We start from the raw sequence: 19,168 nt of genomic DNA, 5'->3' as shown, positions 1-19,168 counted from the left end.
TTACTCTCTAAGTGGCATTTATTCGTCTCGGTGTAAAGCGGATATGCAATTTTAACGAGGTAAATAACTAAAGACCCAGCAACTCAGGCGAAATTAATCGACAGAGTTACTGGGTTTTTTAGTTTAATACAATCATAATATCTTCTCTAAAAAGTCTTGTGCACGTTGACTTTTTGGTGCAGAAAAGAATGCGGCAGGGGGGGCGTCTTCAACTAATTGCCCATCGTCCAAAAATAACACGCGATCTGCGACTTCTCGCGCAAATCCCATTTCATGGGTTACAATCGCCATCGTCATACCGGTAAGTGCTAACGATTTAATAACTTCCAGTACTTCCTTCACCATTTCAGGATCAAGGGCAGAAGTTGGCTCATCGAACAACATCATTTCGGGTGACATTGCCAAAGCTCTTGCAATGGCTACACGTTGTTTTTGTCCGCCCGATAATCGAACTGGATGTTCGTTCTCTTTTTCAGCGAGTCCTACCTTTTTTAATAATTCTCGCCCCTGTTCTTCTGCTACATCCTTAGATGTTCCTTTGACCATCATCGGTGCATAGATAATGTTTTCAAGAACAGTCTTATGGGGGAAGAGGTTAAATTGTTGAAATACCATTCCAACTTGCTCTCTCACCTTCATAATATTGACCTTGGGATTTGTTACCTCAGCTTCATTCACCCATATATGTCCGCTTGTAGGTGTTTCAAGTAAATTAATGCAACGAAGAAATGTCGATTTTCCAGAACCTGAAGGACCAATAATTGCAATGATTTCCCCTTTTTGAATGGTGGTTGAAATCCCTTTTAACACTTCAACTTTTCCGAAGTTTTTACGAAGATCCTGAATTTTAATCACTTCGTCTCATCCTCCTTTCAACCGCTTTACCAATCAGTGTTAAAACAATTACCATCAGATAATAGATAACACCCGCGAAGATTAGCGATTCAAAATAACGATAAGTATTGCCGCCTACGATATACGATCTTCTCATAATATCTGTTACACCAATGACGGTGACAATCGCAGATTCCTTCGTTAAGGTAATAAATTCATTCATCAAAGCAGGTAAGATGTTTTTCAAAGCTTGCGGTAAAACAATATCCATCATCATTTTCTTATAAGGGATGCCGAGGGCCATTGAAGCTTCCAGTTGCCCTTTATCTACAGCTAAAATACCGGCTCTAATAATTTCAGAAATGTATGCGCCCGAATTAAAACCGAATGCCAAGACAGCTGCAGTATATGCAGTGACTTTAATATCGAATAACTGTGGGGTACCATAATAGATTAAAAGAAGTTGGAGAATCAATGGGGTTCCACGGAAAATGGACGTATAGATGTCCGCAAACCATTTTAGTCCTTTAAATCTCCCAATTTTACATAACGCTAAAAGAATTCCGATTACAAAACCTATAATTGCTGCAACGCCGACAATTTTCAGAGTGACCCCAATTCCTTGTAGAATATAAGGAATTGAGGGGGCAATTTGGGAAAAGTCTAAATTCATGGGCTAACATCCCTTTCTTTCCCGAATGAATTAGTTACTGAACCATTTCAAAACTAATTTCTCTACTTCACCTTTATCCTGTAATTCCTTGAGGACACGGTCAAATTCAGCAGTTAAATCGCTGTCTTTTTGGAAAGCCATTGATAAACCTAATTTGTGCTCCTCTGGAAGTTCAAAGCTAGACAGATCCTTATTTGACTCGATATAGCCATTTGCCACTACATCTGCAATGACGATTGCATCAAGATGCCCAGATTTGATTTCTTGGAAAAGATCTGGAACACGGTCACGGCTTTCAACAGAGTAACCATATTGTTCTTCAAGTGATTTTGCACCTTTTTCTTGAACAGATGCTGTTTGAGCACCAATTTTTTTGCCTTTTAGATCTTCCGCGCTATTGATGTTGCTGTCTTTCATCGTAATAACCAGATTTGTAGCTGTAAAATAAGCAGTTGAGAAATCAATTACTTTTTTACGTTCTTCATTGTTGCCATCCATACCCGCAACGACCATATCAATGCTTTTTGCCTGTAGTGCGGGAATTAAACCGTTGAAATCCATGTCTTCAATTTCTAGAGTGTAACCTAGTTCTTTGGCAACCATTTTTGCCAAATCAATATCAAAACCGATGATTTCATCACTTACTGCTGTGTCGACATATTCGAATGGGGGATAATCTGCCGAAGTTCCCATTTTAAGTATCTTCGTATCTGATGCACCTGTTTTCTCACCATCTGCTTCATCTTTGGTTCCACATGCCACAAGTACGCTCATCATTAGAACGAGTAGAAGTGCAATCCCTGACCACTTTTTCATAATAAATCACTCCATTTCTAATTTGTTTTATTTTCAAATTCCGTTAAAGCTTCATCCAATACAGTCAATCCGTCATCGATCTGCTCTTTTGTTATTGTAAGCGGGGGAATCATTCGAATAACTTCACCAGAGTTGCCGCACAAGTAGAACAGTACACCTTTGTGGAGACAACCATCCAGGACAGCCATTACTGCTTCGCCGTCAGGTTCACCCGTTTCTGGATTACCAAGCTCGATACCAATCATCAAACCAACACCTCTAACGTCATTTATGGTTGGATGTTGTAGTTTCATTTCAAGTAAGCGTTCCACTGCATAGGCGCCCATTGCTGTTGCGTTTTCCAATAGCTTTTCTTCTTTCATCACTTCAAGAGATGCGAGAGCAGCGGAACAAGCGATAGGATTGCCGCCAAAGGTCGTTCCATGTGTGCCGAGCGGCCATTGGTCCATTAGTTCTTTCGAGGCAACAGTAGCGCTAAGCGGAAGCCCTGCAGCAATCCCTTTAGCGATCGCCATGATATCCGGTTTGACATCGAATGTCTGTGCAGCGAACCAATTGCCTGTGCGGCCGAATCCAGTTTGAACTTCATCGAAAATAAGTAGAATACCATGGCGGTCACAAATTTCCCGAACTTTTTTCAGCCAAGCTTTTGGTGGAATGATGTATCCACCTTCGCCGAGAATCGGTTCGATAATCATACAAGCGACTTCTTCCGGATCTACTTGGTGGTTGAATAGTTTTTTCGCATCTTGCTCAAGTTTTTCAGGGAAGAAGACGTCAGGATCTGCTCCTTCAGGAAGGTATTCAGGCAGTGCATATGGCAACTGATAGGAAAGCCATGTGGGCTGCAAATGTTTCCGGTATTTACTTTTCGATGTTGTCACACTTAATGCGCCCATTGAACGTCCATGGAAACAGCCAGTGAAAGAAACGATATAAGGTCTTCTTGACGTATATTTTGCAAGTTTTAACGCACCTTCAATTGCTTCAGTGCCACTGTTCGCGAAAAAGAAGTTATCGAGTTTTGGTGGTAAAATCGTTTGCAGTTCGGCTGCAAGTTTTAAGATGGATTCGTAGATGATAACACCTGATGGACCATGAATAAGGTGGTCTGCACTATCTTTGATCGCCTGTACGACTTTAGGGTGCCGATGTCCTACGTTCTCGACAGCAATGCCAGAAGTGAAATCAAGGTACCTCTTACCATCAGCGCCGTAATAATAACATCCTTCTGCTTTTACAACAGGTAAGTTCGGGTGATCTTTTGCCATACTTGGTGCGAGAAAGTTTCCAATGTTGTCGACCATATGAAGCCAGTCTTGTTGTTCTCCTAATTTTTGCTGCACAGTAAATCCTCCTACTCAATATCGGTATATTTTTTCAGTTTGCGAACGACAGAAGGTTGGCTTATTCCAAGGAACTTAGCGATTTCAGTCGTTGTACGATAGCGCTCCTGCGCATCCCTTAACACTTTCATTTCAACATCATCTAAAATACTTGGTAGTGTTCGTCCTTCAAGATGAATAATAGACAAGTCATCGTCTGTTTTTTTACGGTATTCTGGAGGCAAGTCTTTTGCCGTGATAATAGGGGAAGTACTTTGGACAACCAACCGTTCGATAACATTTTTGAGTTCGCTATGGTTTCCATGCCAATCAAGAAGTAGTAACTGGTTAAAGACATCATCTGAGAGCTTCTTTGTAGTAGTGTGTGTAATTGAAAACTGACTTAAATAGATGGAAATCAAAGCACTCAAATCTTCTTTACGTTCACGAAGCGGTTTTAAATGAATTGGAACAATATGGAGCATGTAATACAAATCTTGATGGAACTTTTTATCAGCAACTGATTCTGTCAATGCATTTTCAGCTGAGCTAATTAGCCTCACATCAAGTGGAGAAAATGTAGTTGCATTTATAGGGGTAAATCTACGTTCTTTCAGTACATTGGCAACTTTTCCTTGAAGATGAACCGAAAGCTTATCAATTCCCTTTAAATAGAGGGTTCCTTCATGGGCTAACGTCAACAGACCCATTACCCTTTGGTCGAACTCACCACCGAACAGTTCGCGTTCAAACATCGCTTCCGGCATTGTTTCGCAGTCGATTTCAATGAAAGGTCCATTTTTTCGCTTACTTTCGTTATGAATGAACTTTGCCATTGTTGTTTTCCCAGTTCCTTGTTCTCCATAAAAGATGACAGAAACATCGAGTGCGGCCGCATTCCTAGCGGTTTCATAAGCAATTCGTGTCGTCCTGTTTTCCATCGTCAATCCATCGATTGTAAGATTCTCTTTTCGGAGTAGCGAGAGTTCCTCTTTTGCCAGGGACATTTCATTTTCAAGTTCTTTCATATATTCCTGAATGACGAGAAGTTCGGCTACTTCATAGGAATAACTAAGGACAAATTCAACTTCGCCTGACTCATTAAAGAATGGCATGCCTGTAATAAGTGCTTTTCGTCCAGAAGGGGTAGCTTGTATGACAACTACCTTCTTTTTTTGTAGAAGGACGAGTGGAGTAATAGCTGGAGAGAAAATACCCCTTTTTTCTAAATCATATACGGATTTTCCGAGGAGATCCTCAGCACGTATCCCGTAATAGCGTCCACTAATTTGTGAAGCTTTTACGATAATACCTGCGTGATTAGTAACAATGATATCTTCATCATACGAATCAATAATTTCTTCTTTTGAATTTGGATGTAAGAAAAATCCTGTCATACGACCACCTTTCCTATAGGTAACAGTATTCAATGATGAATAATTATTTGTTTGTAAATAAAATATACGTTATTATCGGAAGATTAGCAATATATTTTTAACTCATTGGTGAATGTACTAGATACTTGTATTGGCGATGTCGAAAATTATAACATGCATTCAAATGCATTTACAAGTATAATTATACAAATAGGAGATATAAGTACTGAGAAGTTCCTTTTTTCGCTTATCTATGATTAGATACAGGTCAAGTGACTCGTTTATTATTCAGAAATGAATTGAAGGAAAGGGGATTAGATGATGTTAAAAGAAATACTAATCAATAGTATAGAGGAATCTATTGAAGAAATGATTCAGGTGCGTCGTCATTTACATATGCACCCAGAATTATCACATCAGGAAATTGAAACACCAGCCTTCATCGCCAACTACTTGGATGACTTAGGAATCGAAGTGCGCCGGGGAGTTGGGGGGAGAGGTGTGGTAGGAATAATACGCGGAGGAAAGTCGGGGAAAACGATTGCTTTCCGAGCTGATTTCGATGCATTGCCAATCCAGGATGCAAAGGATATCCCGTACCAGTCAACCGTACCGGGAGTTATGCATGCCTGTGGACACGATGGTCATACTGCAGCATTATTAGGCTTTGCAAAAGCGGTAAATGCAGTGAAAGATCAATTGCAAGGAACCATTATCCTCATTCACCAGTTCGGGGAGGAATTGCCGCCAGGTGGGGCGAGAGCCATGATTGCGGATGGTTGTTTAGATGGAGTGGATGCGATTTACGGTGCCCATCTTCAGTCTACTATGGATTCAGGTCATGTTTATGTACGTGACGGTTATTTACAAGCTGGTGAAGATACCGTCAAGATTATTGTAAATGGTTCTGGAGCACATGGGGCAGAACCACAAAAAGGAGCAGATCCAATTTTAGCAGCCAGTCACATCATGGTTGCACTTCAATCCATTGTGAGCCGGAATACAGATCCAATGAAAGAGCTTGTTATTTCAATTGGGAAGTTTCATGCTGGGGATGCAGATAATGTCATTCCAGAAAAAGCGGTGATGGAAGGGACGATTCGTGTTTTTGATGAAGAGTTGCGTACCTTGGCTGGCGAACGTCTGACGGATCTTGCACGTTCTGTGGGTCGCGGACTCGGTTGTGAGGTGGATGTGCAAATTGAAAGAGGGTACGATGCACTTTGGAATCATGCCGAGCAGGTGGACATCGTTCGAAAAGCAGCTTCGGATACATTTGGCAGTGATGCTGTAATTGAAACACAACCGATTATGCCAGTTGAGGACTTTTCCTATTACCTGCAACAAGTTCCAGGTGCTTATTTTTTTGTCGGTGCAAAAATGGAGGATACTAAAAAGGTCTTCCCTCATCACCATGAAAAATTTGATTTTCATGAGCCGGCAATGGAAATGATTACTAAGACATTTGCAGGGATTTTGCTTGATTATCAAAAATAGTGGGGGCGTATCAGTTGGGTGCAAGACCCATTTAAGGTAATCCACAATTCCATGCTGGTTATGCAGTTCATTCAATAAGTTGGTTGCGAAATAGAGAACACAAAAAAACTATAAAAAGGGATTGTATAGCAATGGAAATCAAAACGGTTATTTTGTTTACAAAAGATTTAGTACAAATGAAAAATTTCTATATTAATATACTAGGTTTTTCTTTACTGAATGAAGATAAGAATAGCTTTCGAATTGCGATTGGTACAAGCGAATTAGCGTTTTCCTCAAAAGAAGTAGAAGGCGATCCCTATTACCACTTTGCATTTAACATACCAGCTAACAAATTTTTTGAAGCAAAATTATGGACGAAAGAAAGAGTAAATCTATTAGTTGAAGAGGGGAAAGATGAAGTTGAATTTGTTCATTTACCAGCTCATGCGTTGTACTTCTATGACCCAGCAGGTAATATAGTAGAGTTCATTTCGAGACAGTCAGTATCCAAAGATAGTAAGGAAGCATTTTCGATTAAAAGTATTTTAAATATTAGTGAAATCAGTATGACTGTAGATGATGCTATAAGTGTGGGCGAAAAACTTTCCGTTATTGGTGTGACTGAACGTGACAATAATGCAATAAGTACAAACATGCTTAATTTTTTGGGTGAAAGAAAGAATGGGGTATTCATTTTATTAACTCAACCAGGAAGGAAGTGGTTATTTTCTGATAAAAAAGCTGCCATCTATCCTCTTGAGATAACATTAACGGATAATAATAAAATAGTAGTCAGTCCTGATAATGAAGTACAAATTTTTCCGATTGAGCATGAAAAATCGTCTATAGAGTTGAAATAAAGAATTCTTTTCAATCATATAACCGTTTTGGAACTTTGGAGATGACTACGCCCACATCATAATTAAATAAGCTGCCAATTACGATAAGTATCAAAAACTGAAACGAATTTGAACTGTTTGGGTTCTTGTTACTTTTATTTAAATTCACGTCTGTTGATTACTTTTTATATGTATAAAATACTGGTGAATTGGGCTTGGGTAAATCCATTTTCACTGGATCATTTCCGGTTCGCTTTCGGCGAACTAATCAAGTCATATTTACCGTGAGCCACACTCATTTCCGTAATCCCGTTGCGAATAGTTGCCTGTCGTGGACCTACACTATTCAAGTAGAAAATGCAGTTCTGTGTACAATGTGTTCCTTTCTTACTTGTATCAAAGACTATGAATATAATCATATGATACCTTGCAGAAAGAGACACTCTTTACTAGTCAAAAAGAGAAAAGCCTAAAGAGAGTTTCAGCCGCCAAAATTGCATCTTTGGCGGGTTTAATCCAGGTAGATGCCCCACTATTCTTTCGTCCCAAAAGGCTTTAGCACTTCGTGTACTTATGCATATGGAGCGCGACGGATGAAGGCCCACCATGCGATTATCGGAAAAATATGTAGGGATGCGACAAAGTCGCATTCCTACATATCAAGACATCTCGGTAATCGTATAGAAGTCATTCTAGCCAAAGCAATCCAAAGTCAACTATACACGTAGCACCTAGATAGTAATCATGTTATTAACTGGTTACTTTTGGTTAATCAACAGGTGTGATTTAAATTAAGAATAGGGAAGTTCTTGATTTTCCAAATATGCGTTTAGATTTGCTAATGAATAGGCGAATCCTTCTTGGTTAAATTCTACTCTTGTTCCGTCAGGTTCAGAGCTTAATTCAATCGAAAAAAGTATTTGATTTGAATCCCAGTAATACGAAAATTTTTGATTTTGCACGACTTCTTTAATCGTAAATTTCATTGTCACGCTCTCTTCTTTTTTAAGATCATTGTATGAACTTGGCCTCAATGTGAAAGTGGCTTGCTCTCCAGCCTTAAAAATGGGTATGTTCCACTTAGAACCTGGAGCATACCAAATTGAAAAAATTTCATCATTGGCAATGGCATTCCAAACTGTTTCTAAATCTTTTTTGATTAATATGGACTTACTGTTAGTCTTCAATATAACAACCTCCGATACATAGTCTCTCAAGTATAAAAAAGGAATGATGGAAACACAAACATATGTCGATGGTCAGATGATCTAACAAAAGATATGATGACTCATGAAAGTAATTGGACAGTAATGGATATTGAAGAGGCGCTTGCAGACTATGATAATCAAACGTTACAGGTGGCATTCGCTTGTAATCCGAAAAAGTGGGTACTAAGCCGAGCTGTAGTTTAGCCCATGGTTACGGTAAATATTTTTAATTTCGAATAAAAACAAGAGCCTTCCGGAAAATATCCCGGAAGGCTCTAACGCATTTTTCATTCAAGTAGATAAGATGAGATTAATTCCATAATCCTGCTTTTTCAAGTTTCTTTTTACCTCTAAACGCTAAGATGATAAAGACTATATTGAAAACAAGCATTGCAACGATTGTATAAAGTACTAATGTGTAAGTACCAGTTAATTCAAATACAAATCCATATCCAGGTAAAGCTACGATACCCGCAAGAGCTAGTCCTAATGCAGCTGTAGAATAAATTTGACTGAATTCTTTATTGCCGAAAAGGGAAGTTGTAAGAATAGGTCCGAGTGTTCCAACCGATGCAGATACAACACCGAAAATCCCGATTGCAATCATGAAAATTGTTGAGTTATCTGCAATCGTAAGCAACATTCCGATTGAAACCAATCCCGTAATCATTGAGAAGATGGCTGTATTTCGTGCGCCAATCTTGTCGCTTAAGAAACCGAAAACGATAGATCCAACTAGCATACCAATCATCCAAATTCCTAATGCGTTACCGGCGAATTGAACGGAGTAACCGAGACCCATTGCGAATGTCGGAATATGTTGACCAAAGCTTGCAATTGCTGTTATGAAGAAGAAAAAGATAACTAATGCATAAAATGCAGTAGATTTTCTTGCTACAGTAGCTATTACACCTTTATTAGGCTCAACTATAGTTTCACTTGCACCTTTTTTAACTTCTTCCATGCCAATTGGTAACAGACCTTTTTGTTGAGGTGCCATTCTGATTGTTAAGATAATAATGGGAATAACGATTGCCATTACGACAAGTCCTAATGTAATGTAAGCGGATCTCCAACCGTTGTTAGCAATAAGGTTTCCAACGATTGGTGAGATGATAGCTCCACCTATTCCAACAAATGCCATCATGGTCCCCATTGCTAATCCATTATGTTTTTTAAACCAGTTATTGATCAATACTGGCCCAGCCATTGTTGCAACGAAAACCGAACCAATTGCCATTGGAATAGCGAATAAATACCATCCCCACACTGAATCCATTAAGCCAAACATAGCAAAAGAACCAGCTTGTAAAATTACACCGACAATAAGTAGTAATCTGATGTCATATTTCGCCATCATCTTACCGGCAATCGGTAAAAATAGCATTGTAGCAATTGAAGAAATACTAAAGTATAATGTCAAACTACCCATACCAATTCCTAAGTCCTGAGAAACGGGTGTTAAAAATAATGCACCTGAGCTATTAATTCCACCTCGTGTAAATGCCGCCATAAGTGACACACCGATGAGTAACCACCAGCCAAAGTGAATTTTTTTCTTGTTATTCATTAAGTTAAACCATCCTTTTTTCTTGTACTTTGATCGTTCCGTATATCGAAATGTTCATTACCTTTTTCCACGATAATACTTACAGCCATATTAATTTAACATTAAACTATCTTATGTGTCAATAAGGTGAATTTTTTTAGTTTGTTAGATTTGAACGCGAATAATTCTAAATAGTAATGTTGAAATAAAGAATTTCATTGAATTGATATGGCACTAGGGGATGCACTATGCCTAATTAGATCAGCTTCTGTGGCTTCATAACTCAGTAAATATTGCAATCCATCAGTTCAAAATCACATGTGTTGATTGGCCAAAATTAACCAGTAAATGACTGCTTACTCCTTCTTTATAGCATATCTTTTTCGAATTTAAGGCAGTTACATTTGCAACCTTTCTTGAAAAAAGTTGCATTTTTCACTTGAACAATATAGACATGCGGTAAAGACGTTGTGATCATTTCGTCCAAAGAAATCAAGAAATGTTCAAGTGAAAATGTAGACTTTTATGCTTATCTTACAAGTGCTTTATGTAAGAATGTAGTTAATCGACAGATGTGGTTCAATCTGTATGTACATTCGTAACACGATTATTCCGCGTCTACTTTCACCTTGTGCATTTACCGAGTAGATCTGTATTAAATTCGGGGAATATCCGTACTTGGGTAACAGATGAATCCTTTTCCATTTATAATTAGCATCCTTTCACTGAATAACATTTGTACAGAAATCTAAAGCATGATTTTGCTATTATCAATGAAAATGGAGACACTACTACTTGTGACATATAGTGGAATACCGATTTACGTTGTGGGCTAACCGAACAAGCGGTGTAGATACAATGATGCATTGGGTAACGAGGACATGGTTTTGAATGAATAGCTAAAAAGCACTAAGTACGGAATCTGAATCGATTCGGTGCTTAGTGCTGTTATTGTGAATTTATAGAAGGCGTGTATGCATTATTTAACCGCAGAAATCTCCTGCAAAATCCCATAGCCATTTTTCACTTTCAAGTGCGCCATCAATCGGCCTTTCGCTGATAAATCTTCAAGTTCTTTGCCGGTGTTTTCCGGTACGAAGTAGCGTTCCAAGCCAAAATCGATGGAATGGACGTTAACACCATCAACATTCTGGTAATCATAACTGCTCAGTTTCCCGGTTAAATAGACGCTACCTCTAGGCTTTTTATCAGATAAACTATCCAACACATAGATATCGTCTTGCTTAACAAGTTTTCCGTAAACAGTTAACCCTTTGGAATTCACCGACTTGTTGAGTTTGTCCAAAATCACAGTCGAAATTTCATTTTTCGGAACTTCCTCAATTTCATAACGGAGTGTGACATAATCACCGTACAGTAAATCTCTTGGATCTATTGGCACTGTCAGTAATGCTATATCATCTCCGTATGTCAATGTCCATAATGGTTTGACTGTCAGGCCGATTAATAGGAGAAGGGGGACAGTTAGTGCAACAATGAAACCAATACGCTTATTTTTCATCATGTTCATGTGCAATCACCGTTCCTCTCCGAGTTTTCTCGAACCAAAAACCAAAACCGATTAAAATCAAGCCTCCAACGATAAAGAATAACGATTTTGGCATAAAATTATATGACAAATCGGCGTAGAAGCGGAAGATCAATGTGCACACAATAAGAACCGCTGGCAAACTGCCAATCTTCAAGAAGTACAACAGTATTATTGAAAAAATGATTGTGAAAATAATCGCTGCTATTCCTGTATTGTTTGCCGGTATAAAATCCCCCCATGTACTTGGGAAAGTCAGAAACAGCCCCGCCATTCCATAGACTACTGAACCAAGCCATTCGGATGGCAACTGGTATCGGCCAAATGGATAGAAGGCAAGAAACAATCCAAGTGCAAAGAATGTACATAAAATTAGTACTTCATGCAGATCAAAATAAATGAATAAATTGAATGAAAATAGTAAAGTCAAAATGACATTGGAAATAAATAAAACTTTGGAATGCCCCATCCGTCTTTCATTCATCCAAAACAGTAGCGGAATAATTAGTAGAAGCAGATAAGGTAATTCAACCGTTCCATTCAACACTTTGAAACCGTAAATGATGAAGAATAAGCTAGCAGACGCAAAAATGAGTTTGTCTTTCAAGTGATAGGCGAGTGGTAAAATACCGAGGCCCCACATGAAGAAATCTGTATAAACACCTTCACCCAGATTAAACATTTGACCAATTAGAAAAATCCCGGCGCCAAACACAAATACACCAATATAATAGAGACTTCGCGAAGTTTTCGGGTAAATATCTTCCATCTTATGACCACCTGCATAAAAGCCGGCTGTCCCAAGGAATAATAGTAAGAACTTCGCAAGTTTCGGTATTTCTTGCCAATTACCTGCGATGAAGCTAAGAATGCCAACGCCGATTAAAATCGCTCCGATGACTAGCAATACCCGTACAAAACTTAGTCGCTCAGTAGGCAAATATTCTGCTAGAAGTTTGCGTGCCTGATTTGTTTCCAATTGTCCTGTTTGTTCCAAAAAGAGGAATTCCTTCTCAAGGATACGGTACTCTGATTTACTAATTTTCCTCTTCATCTCATTGACCTCCGTTTCTTTTAGACTCCCTTATGCTAAGTATACCCGCAATTATTGAGATGCAACAGTTTCCGTTTTTCGTAAATTAAGTACAATTTCCCTTGTCTACTCCTTCTTTTATCTATAATCATTCCTGCTTTTTTACAATTTCGATGGAATTTAACAAAATAAAAAGCACTCATATTGAGCGCTTTTTATCTTAATTTTTGTTTTCTCATCCATTGCGTTGCGACCCACTTTTCTCCGGCTATAACTGGTGCTCCACCATGTAAAGTTAGCTTGTTTAAATCATCATCACTATAGAAATACTCGAAATAAACTGCCATACCCTTGTGTGGGGTTACTGAGAGATTCAGTTTAGGGAAAAAGGTTTCCCCGCCTTGTTCTACATCATTTAAGTACATAATGAGCGTACTAATTCTATTATTGTTTGCTACTTTACTTGTTGATGAAAAAAAATCATAATGAGCTTTATATTCTTGACCGGGAGTATACTTAAGGATTTGAATTCCCTCTCCGTGTTCAATAGGTATATTCATAATAGCCGCAATTCTCTTTTCAACTCTAGCAACAGTTTCGTTTTCACTTTCACTTTCTTGAAAAAACATACTGCTACTTGTTCTCAGTTCATCTATTTCACGAGTCTTCCCAATTTTTGAACGTTGCATTTTGTCCTTTGATAATTTGATTAGTTCATCACATTCTTCGTTACTTAAAACATTACCTAAAATTACTATCAATGGCTCTTCGAATCTAGTGATTATATCAATTTCTCTGTCTGTTTTTATTTTATTTCCAGCGTGATCAAATATAGTTTGTTCTTTATTCTCCGTTATCATCTTCAAACGACCCCTTAAACTATCTAATTTTCAGAACGAGTACGTTTTATCCTGCATTAAGGGGCAGTAAGACCCCCACTTCAAGTCTTCAAGGACACAAGAAGAAATAGGCGGGGGATCAACTGCCCGTAAAAGCCCGAATGGTTAGGGCCAACGAGGAGGAATTGCAGTTCATTCCTCCTTGTTGGTTACTTAGGCTTTGCCACAGGACGTGGCGCACTTAGCCTAAGTTCTTTAAACAATCAGTGGGGGGATGAAGAAAACCCCCACTGATTGAAGATTAACTTTATTAGTAATGATTATACGTGTTAACGGTCTACTTTCACTTCAAATATTTGAGTATAAGAGCATGCTCTTATAGTTTCTTCTTTGAATGATTTTATTTTATCATAGAATTTTAACATATCGCAAATTTGGTAACCATTTTAATGTTGGGATCTTTTCGTTAATATTGTGGCTAATAGCGAGGGGATTTAGATGTGGAAAATGACACCGTAGTCGGCTCAATCTGTCGTAAAAGTAATAGTTGTAGTGATTTCAAATGGGGAGAATGGAAGATTGGAAGGGAACAAAAGAGAATCTTCCATTAGGTTTATTGCCTTTACAAACCGATCAATTTAGAAAACTGCCTTCATCGATTTATAGTGAATTTCATAAGTAAAAGAACCAAGTGTCGGATTAGAACAATTCCGACGCTTGGTTCTTTATTAAATCATCTTTATATGTCAAAAATAGAGATGCAATACTGATCACAGAGAAATGAATAAGTCTTATCAGACGCCACGCTTATTCCCCCATAGCAGTGTATGCAGTTGTGGCAACACTTTGGCATCATTCATGATAGGCGAATGGATTGTTAAATCGATTAGCCATTCATATCGCTGTAACAATGCCGAAACGAGTAGAGCATCGTCAGTTGTCGTCGTATCATCATTTCCTGTCTGCAGGAAGAAAGGAAACGCTGGATAACGAAGATGAACCTCTTCCGCAAAGTTGAAATCCTTTTCATCGAAAATGACGACTTTCAAACTAGCAGTTGTATCAATTAGTTTCTCCATGAATGTATCCAGTTTGCTGAAATCCGTTATCATTCCTGAACTCGGTGGTTTAGGAGAAAGCGTGATATCATCAATTTTCAATAACCAATCCTGCCAAAAAGAAGCTTGCGTTTCGACCGCGACTTTCCATCCTTGTTCATGGCATAGGTCAACAAGTTCCCCGATTCCTTTATGAAGGGCAGGGTTCCCACCTGAAATTGTGACATGTGAAAATGACTGTCCGCCTATTGCTTTAAGTTCATCTATGATTTCTATAGGCTGTTTCGAAGTGCTTTTTCCCGAACCGTCCCATGTAAAACTGGAATCGCACCAAGAACAAGAATAATCACATCCTGCTGTTCGAACAAACATGGTCTTTAACCCCATGACCATTCCTTCGCCTTGAATCGTCGGACCAAACACTTCCATTACAGGAATCTTCATAGGACTACCGCCTGTTCGGGACGATAGATGACATAGCTAGTCGGCGTTTCTCGGACAATGACTTGTAAACAGACTGGCTTATTGCTTCGCGTTTGCAGAACTTCCTGGATTGATTTGCAAACCTGTTCCGCCAATTTCTCCGTCGTTGGAAAATTATTGTTAAATTCAGGATGATCATTTAGCACAGAATGATCGTATTTATCATGAATGAGGTTTTTGAGTTCCTTGAAATCAATCAGGAAACCGATTGAATCCAGTTCATTTCCTCCAATTGTTATGTTTAAGTAATACGTATGACCGTGCATTACTTGGCATTTTCCAGCATCTTCGCTTGGAATGAAATGTGCCGCAGAAAAATGCATGTCTTTGTTTAATTCAAAACGATATGAATGCTGAACTTGCGGATAAAATTGCTGCATCATTCAGAGACACCTACAGACTTTTTAGATAAATAGGTAGCGAGACCGTCATTCCGTAACACACAGGAAGGACATTTCCCGCAGCCTGTACTCGGAACTCCGTTGTAGCAAGTAAGTGTCTTGTTCTGCACAAAGTCGAACGCACCAAGTTCGTCAGACAAAGCCCAAACTTCGGACTTATCGAGCCACATCAATGGCGTATGGATGACAAACCGTCCTTCCATCGCTAAATTCAGCGTCACATTCAACGATTTTATAAAGTTGTCACGGCAATCAGGATAACCGCTAAAATCCGTTTCACTGACACCCGTAATTAAGTGCCGAGCACCAATCGCATCTGCATAGACTGCGGCAAATGACAGGAACAAATGATTCCTACCTGGAACGAAAGTCGACGGCAATTCACCTTCTACTTCCTTCACTTCGATATCATCTCGCGTCAAGGCATTGGCCGACAGCTGGTTGATCAAATTCATATCCAACACTTTAAACGATACCCCAAGCTCATCTGCAATTTTTCGAGCACACTCGATTTCCTCCGAATGGCGCTGACCATAGTCAAACGTCACCGTAGCAACTTCACCGAAATTTTTCAATGCCCAAAACAGGCATGTCGTACTATCTTGGCCGCCGCTAAAGACGACAACCGCTTTTTCATTTTTCACTATAAAACATCTCCTTAGTTTTTTAGAGAGGGAGTTTTCGAACCTCTTTTTTTGAACAACGTTAATGATAACATAAATAGGGGATGGAAGGGATTAGAAGAGGGGTTTGGAAACAGTTGCGCACACAGTACTAATAATACAATCCGTGTATTATAAGTCTATCGTTTTATGAATTGTTTAATTAGGTGTATGATAACTATGCAAACAACCTAAGGAGATGAATTATCAATGAGAGCAGCAGTATGGTATAAAGCCAATGATATTCGTGTTGAAGAGCGTGAAGTGAAAGAAGTTCTTGCAAATGATGTAAAAGTGCGAGTGGCATGGACTGGTATTTGCGGCAGTGACTTGCATGAATACCATGAAGGCCCGGTATTAATTCCAGGTAATGGTCCGGATCCATTGACAAACCAGGAAGCGCCACTAACGTTAGGGCATGAATTTTCAGGTATTGTTGAGGAAGTTGGTTCTGATGTGACACGCTTTAAAGCAGGGGATCGTGTCGTTATCAATCCGTTGATTACATATGGCAATAAATCGTCTGAGTATGATATATATGATGGCTTCACGTTTGTTGGACTAGGTTCTGACGGTGGATTTGCAGACTTTGCAGTCGTATCTGAGAAAAACGTTTATGCACTTCCGAAAGGTTTATCTCTTGAAGAAGGCGCACTTGTAGAACCGATGGCAGTTACTGTACAGGCCGTGAAAGAAGGCGGATTGCAAGCTGGTCAAACGGTTGCTGTATTTGGTGCTGGCCCGATTGGATTATTGACAATCATTGCTGCAAAAGCACAGGGTGCTAATAAAATTGTTGTATTTGACTTGTCTGAAGAGCGCTTGGAAAAGGCGTTGGCAGTAGGAGCTACACATGTGTTCAACTCAGGTAAAGTGAATCCTTTGGAAGTTGGAAAAGAGATTGAACCTGAAGGCTTTGATGTCTCGTTCGAGGTAGCTGGCGTAGAAATTACGTTGAACCAGGCAATTAAAATCACAAAAACGAGGGGGGCGGTTGTTATTGTATCTATATTCCCGAAACCAGTTTCCTTCTCACCAATGGATTTAACGGCTTCCGGTATTAAAATTACATCAACACTAGCTTATGAGCCTGCAGTATTCCAGAAAACAATTGATATGATGGATTCAGGCGAAATTAACCCTAAAGAAATTATTACGAGCCGTATTGAGCTTGAAGAGCTTGTTGAAAAAGGTTTTGATGCGTTAACGAATGACAAAACGCAAGCGAAGATTCTTGTTAAATTGAGCGGCGAACAATAATACGATAGAATAGTTAAAAGTAAAGTACCCTGGTTGCATCTTTGGATGTTACTTAGGTACTTTTTTTAGGTGAATACCGTGGCGGACTAGGTTTATCTATCGCAAAAATAATCATTGATCTTCATGGCTAAAAAAACTATACAAAGCGAGAAGGGGAAGGGAACAATTTTTACGGTTACCATTACTCTCTAACTTTGTTCGGTAATTGATGTGATAAAGTGAGGGAAACAACAGATGTCATTTACAACTACTTTATTAATTTTGCTCGTCTTAGTGATCTATTTACTGTTATGTTTTTATATCGGATACAATGGCTGGGTATGGCTGAAAACAACGCAATTTGCTGCCTTCAAGAAAACCTATATAATGCTCATGATCTTACTTAGTTTGTCCTTTTTCATCGGACGGTTTTGGTCATGGGTACCTATCCAATTCATCGGCGGATTTTGGCTCGTGATTTTTGGTTATAGTTTACTATTATTACCTTTGATCAATCTCGCGGTCTACTTATTGAAAAAGAAATGGATTTTTCAAATCGGATTAGGGACGATATTATTCTTTGTTGTTGTGCTTATCTACGGTTCGTACAATGCTTGGAGTCCCGTTGTCACAACGTATGAGGTAGCTATTGATAAACCAGCTACAGAAAAAGAGTTAAAACTTGTCGTTGTATCCGATCTTCATCTCGGAAGCATTGTCGGTGAAAAGCATTTGGAACGTTTAGTTGCCGAAATTGAGGTATTACGCCCCGATCTAATCTTAATTCCTGGTGACATTATCGATGACTACATTGCTCCATACCTGGATAAAGAGATGGGGAAAATATTAGGAAAACTTCATGCACCACTTGGCGTTTACGCAGTACCTGGGAATCATGATTATTATGGCAATGATGTTGATCAATTAGTTATCGAAATGGATAAAATCGGCATCCATGTACTAGCAGACGAAACAGCACTCGTTTCCGATGACTTTTACATCATTGGTCGAAAAGATCTGGCGGCAAAGAGTAGGATTACAACAACTGCATTAGTTGCCGACTTAGACCAAAACAAACCAATGATTATGATGGACCATCAGCCCGTTGAATTTGACGAGGCAAGTGACAGTGGCATCGATTTACTGTTATCGGGACATACGCATAGAGGTCAACTATTTCCAGCTAATCTAATTACTCGATGGATTTTTGACAATCATTATGGCCACATGATGAAAGATCAGCTTCACTCAATCGTAACTTCTGGTTTTGGTACATGGGGCCCACCTCTTAGAATCGGTAGCCGTGCTGAAATCGTAGAAATCAATCTCAAATTCCAGAAATGAAACGCAAAATAATAAGAGACATTAAGACAATGAAAGCTGAAAGTCAGGGTTCTTTACAAAAAGGAAAAAACAGCTGAAAGAAAAGGATTTCCTTTTCTTTCAGCTGTTTTACTTATGGGTATTTGTTTTCAAAATCACAGTCTTTCAATGGAATCAATTTTGATTTATGTTCTACTTTATAGACTAGCCAAACGATTAAGAACAGTAGTAAACCGACGTAGGGAATGACTACGCTATTCCAATCAATTACGCCGCCCATGAAAGCTTGAAAGTTTTGACCTGAAATAATGAAAATACATAGAAATAGCAACAATAACTGACCGAGCAGGAACCATTTTGCACGATTTGGAAGCTCTCTTATGTCGTACGCCAAGTCCCAAAGAATGCGAGTGGACGTATACATGCCAGAGTTGCCTGCATATAATACAGCTGTTAGAATAATCGCGTTCATAACGGATTCC

The 19,168-nt window shown here is 39.0% G+C and carries 18 protein-coding genes and 1 riboswitch; of the genes, 4 read left to right on the top strand and 14 right to left on the bottom strand.

The features are described from left to right. Positions 1-132 precede the first annotated feature (132 nt). Genes MKZ26_RS04695 through MKZ26_RS04675 form a run of 5 tightly spaced genes read right to left on the bottom strand, consistent with a single transcriptional unit; the run spans position 133 to position 5,045 of the window. A complete protein-coding gene (locus MKZ26_RS04695; RefSeq protein WP_067208515.1) occupies positions 133-855 on the bottom strand; it encodes an amino acid ABC transporter ATP-binding protein in 723 nt (240 codons plus the stop codon). Continuing rightward, positions 848-1,507, bottom strand: coding sequence for an amino acid ABC transporter permease (locus MKZ26_RS04690; protein WP_187047547.1), 660 nt, complete (start codon positions 1,505-1,507; stop codon positions 848-850). Before MKZ26_RS04690 ends, MKZ26_RS04695 begins: the two co-directional genes overlap by 8 nt. A gap of 30 nt (positions 1,508-1,537) precedes the next feature. After that, a complete protein-coding gene (locus tag MKZ26_RS04685) occupies positions 1,538-2,323 on the bottom strand; it encodes a transporter substrate-binding domain-containing protein (RefSeq protein WP_340764728.1) in 786 nt (261 codons plus the stop codon). 17 nt (positions 2,324-2,340) lie between these two features. After that, on the bottom strand, positions 2,341-3,669 hold the full coding sequence (locus tag MKZ26_RS04680; protein ID WP_340764725.1) for an aspartate aminotransferase family protein: 1,329 nt from the start codon (positions 3,667-3,669) through the stop codon (positions 2,341-2,343). Between the two features lie 11 nt (positions 3,670-3,680). Continuing rightward, complete coding sequence (locus MKZ26_RS04675) at positions 3,681-5,045, bottom strand: sigma 54-interacting transcriptional regulator (protein ID WP_340764723.1); 1,365 nt, start codon at positions 5,043-5,045, stop codon at positions 3,681-3,683. Positions 5,046-5,345: 300 nt separating this feature from the next. On the opposite strand from MKZ26_RS04675, the gene MKZ26_RS04670 reads away from it, so the two are divergent. Then, complete coding sequence (locus MKZ26_RS04670) at positions 5,346-6,521, top strand: M20 metallopeptidase family protein (RefSeq protein WP_340741979.1); 1,176 nt, start codon at positions 5,346-5,348, stop codon at positions 6,519-6,521. Positions 6,522-6,652: 131 nt separating this feature from the next. After that, positions 6,653-7,363 (top strand): VOC family protein, encoded by a 711-nt coding sequence (locus MKZ26_RS04665; protein ID WP_340764721.1) that lies wholly within the window; start codon positions 6,653-6,655, stop codon positions 7,361-7,363. A gap of 770 nt (positions 7,364-8,133) precedes the next feature. Here MKZ26_RS04665 and MKZ26_RS04660 read toward each other — a convergent pair. From MKZ26_RS04660 to queC, 8 genes are all read right to left on the bottom strand, one after another. Continuing rightward, positions 8,134-8,529, bottom strand: coding sequence for an SRPBCC family protein (locus tag MKZ26_RS04660; RefSeq protein WP_340764719.1), 396 nt, complete (start codon positions 8,527-8,529; stop codon positions 8,134-8,136). 331 nt (positions 8,530-8,860) lie between these two features. Further along, complete coding sequence (locus MKZ26_RS04655; RefSeq protein WP_340764718.1) at positions 8,861-10,120, bottom strand: MFS transporter; 1,260 nt, start codon at positions 10,118-10,120, stop codon at positions 8,861-8,863. A gap of 958 nt (positions 10,121-11,078) precedes the next feature. After that, positions 11,079-11,630 (bottom strand): GDYXXLXY domain-containing protein, encoded by a 552-nt coding sequence (locus tag MKZ26_RS04650; RefSeq protein WP_340767607.1) that lies wholly within the window; start codon positions 11,628-11,630, stop codon positions 11,079-11,081. Beyond that, the gene (locus MKZ26_RS04645; RefSeq protein ID WP_187047555.1) at positions 11,611-12,702 is read right to left on the bottom strand and encodes a DUF2157 domain-containing protein; all 1,092 of its coding nucleotides are present in this window, start codon (positions 12,700-12,702) and stop codon (positions 11,611-11,613) included. Before MKZ26_RS04645 ends, MKZ26_RS04650 begins: the two co-directional genes overlap by 20 nt. A 194-nt stretch (positions 12,703-12,896) precedes the next feature. Next, on the bottom strand, positions 12,897-13,541 hold the full coding sequence (locus MKZ26_RS04640) for a 2OG-Fe(II) oxygenase (RefSeq protein WP_340764714.1): 645 nt from the start codon (positions 13,539-13,541) through the stop codon (positions 12,897-12,899). A gap of 773 nt (positions 13,542-14,314) precedes the next feature. Further along, a complete protein-coding gene (gene queE, locus MKZ26_RS04635) occupies positions 14,315-15,022 on the bottom strand; it encodes a 7-carboxy-7-deazaguanine synthase QueE (RefSeq protein WP_340764712.1) in 708 nt (235 codons plus the stop codon). Further along, positions 15,019-15,444 carry a 6-carboxytetrahydropterin synthase QueD gene (gene queD / locus MKZ26_RS04630; protein WP_340764710.1) on the bottom strand — a complete coding sequence of 142 codons (426 nt, stop codon included), beginning with the start codon at positions 15,442-15,444 and terminating at the stop codon, positions 15,019-15,021. The genes queE and queD overlap by 4 nt, the downstream gene beginning before the upstream one ends. Next, positions 15,441-16,109 (bottom strand): 7-cyano-7-deazaguanine synthase QueC, encoded by a 669-nt coding sequence (gene queC / locus MKZ26_RS04625; protein ID WP_340767606.1) that lies wholly within the window; start codon positions 16,107-16,109, stop codon positions 15,441-15,443. Before queC ends, queD begins: the two co-directional genes overlap by 4 nt. 5 nt (positions 16,110-16,114) lie before the next feature. Continuing rightward, a riboswitch (PreQ1 riboswitch) is annotated at positions 16,115-16,158 on the bottom strand. A 176-nt stretch (positions 16,159-16,334) separates the two neighbouring features. Here queC and MKZ26_RS04620 point away from each other — a divergent pair. Beyond that, a complete protein-coding gene (locus MKZ26_RS04620) occupies positions 16,335-17,384 on the top strand; it encodes a 2,3-butanediol dehydrogenase (protein ID WP_340764708.1) in 1,050 nt (349 codons plus the stop codon). A gap of 234 nt (positions 17,385-17,618) precedes the next feature. Then, the gene (locus tag MKZ26_RS04615) at positions 17,619-18,707 is read left to right on the top strand and encodes a metallophosphoesterase (RefSeq protein ID WP_340764706.1); all 1,089 of its coding nucleotides are present in this window, start codon (positions 17,619-17,621) and stop codon (positions 18,705-18,707) included. A 112-nt stretch (positions 18,708-18,819) separates the two neighbouring features. Here MKZ26_RS04615 and MKZ26_RS04610 read toward each other — a convergent pair whose 3' ends face one another. Beyond that, positions 18,820-19,158: a hypothetical protein gene (locus tag MKZ26_RS04610; protein ID WP_340764704.1), complete on the bottom strand. Its 339-nt coding sequence runs from the start codon at positions 19,156-19,158 to the stop codon at positions 18,820-18,822. Between the last annotated feature and the right edge of the window lie 10 nt (positions 19,159-19,168).

Origin of the sequence: Sporosarcina sp. FSL K6-6792 (assembly GCF_038004885.1) — a bacterium.
Lineage (GTDB): Bacteria > Bacillota > Bacilli > Bacillales_A > Planococcaceae > Sporosarcina > Sporosarcina psychrophila.
The sequence above is the reverse complement of the archived record's forward strand: the minus strand, read 5'-3'. Positions and strand labels throughout refer to the sequence as shown.

Coding starts and splice junctions, on each gene's coding strand:
- MKZ26_RS04665 (WP_340764721.1), top strand. CDS start 6,653: ATGGAAATCAAAACGGTTATTTTGTTTACAAAAGATTTAGTACAAATG.
- queE (WP_340764712.1), bottom strand. CDS start 15,022: ATGAAGATTCCTGTAATGGAAGTGTTTGGTCCGACGATTCAAGGCGAA.
- MKZ26_RS04675 (WP_340764723.1), bottom strand. CDS start 5,045: ATGACAGGATTTTTCTTACATCCAAATTCAAAAGAAGAAATTATTGAT.
- MKZ26_RS04650 (WP_340767607.1), bottom strand. CDS start 11,630: ATGAACATGATGAAAAATAAGCGTATTGGTTTCATTGTTGCACTAACT.
- MKZ26_RS04645 (WP_187047555.1), bottom strand. CDS start 12,702: ATGAAGAGGAAAATTAGTAAATCAGAGTACCGTATCCTTGAGAAGGAA.
- MKZ26_RS04640 (WP_340764714.1), bottom strand. CDS start 13,541: ATGATAACGGAGAATAAAGAACAAACTATATTTGATCACGCTGGAAAT.
- MKZ26_RS04670 (WP_340741979.1), top strand. CDS start 5,346: ATGTTAAAAGAAATACTAATCAATAGTATAGAGGAATCTATTGAAGAA.
- MKZ26_RS04690 (WP_187047547.1), bottom strand. CDS start 1,507: ATGAATTTAGACTTTTCCCAAATTGCCCCCTCAATTCCTTATATTCTA.
- MKZ26_RS04685 (WP_340764728.1), bottom strand. CDS start 2,323: ATGAAAAAGTGGTCAGGGATTGCACTTCTACTCGTTCTAATGATGAGC.
- MKZ26_RS04620 (WP_340764708.1), top strand. CDS start 16,335: ATGAGAGCAGCAGTATGGTATAAAGCCAATGATATTCGTGTTGAAGAG.
- MKZ26_RS04615 (WP_340764706.1), top strand. CDS start 17,619: ATGTCATTTACAACTACTTTATTAATTTTGCTCGTCTTAGTGATCTAT.
- MKZ26_RS04610 (WP_340764704.1), bottom strand. CDS start 19,158: ATGAACGCGATTATTCTAACAGCTGTATTATATGCAGGCAACTCTGGC.
- MKZ26_RS04655 (WP_340764718.1), bottom strand. CDS start 10,120: ATGAATAACAAGAAAAAAATTCACTTTGGCTGGTGGTTACTCATCGGT.
- queD (WP_340764710.1), bottom strand. CDS start 15,444: ATGATGCAGCAATTTTATCCGCAAGTTCAGCATTCATATCGTTTTGAA.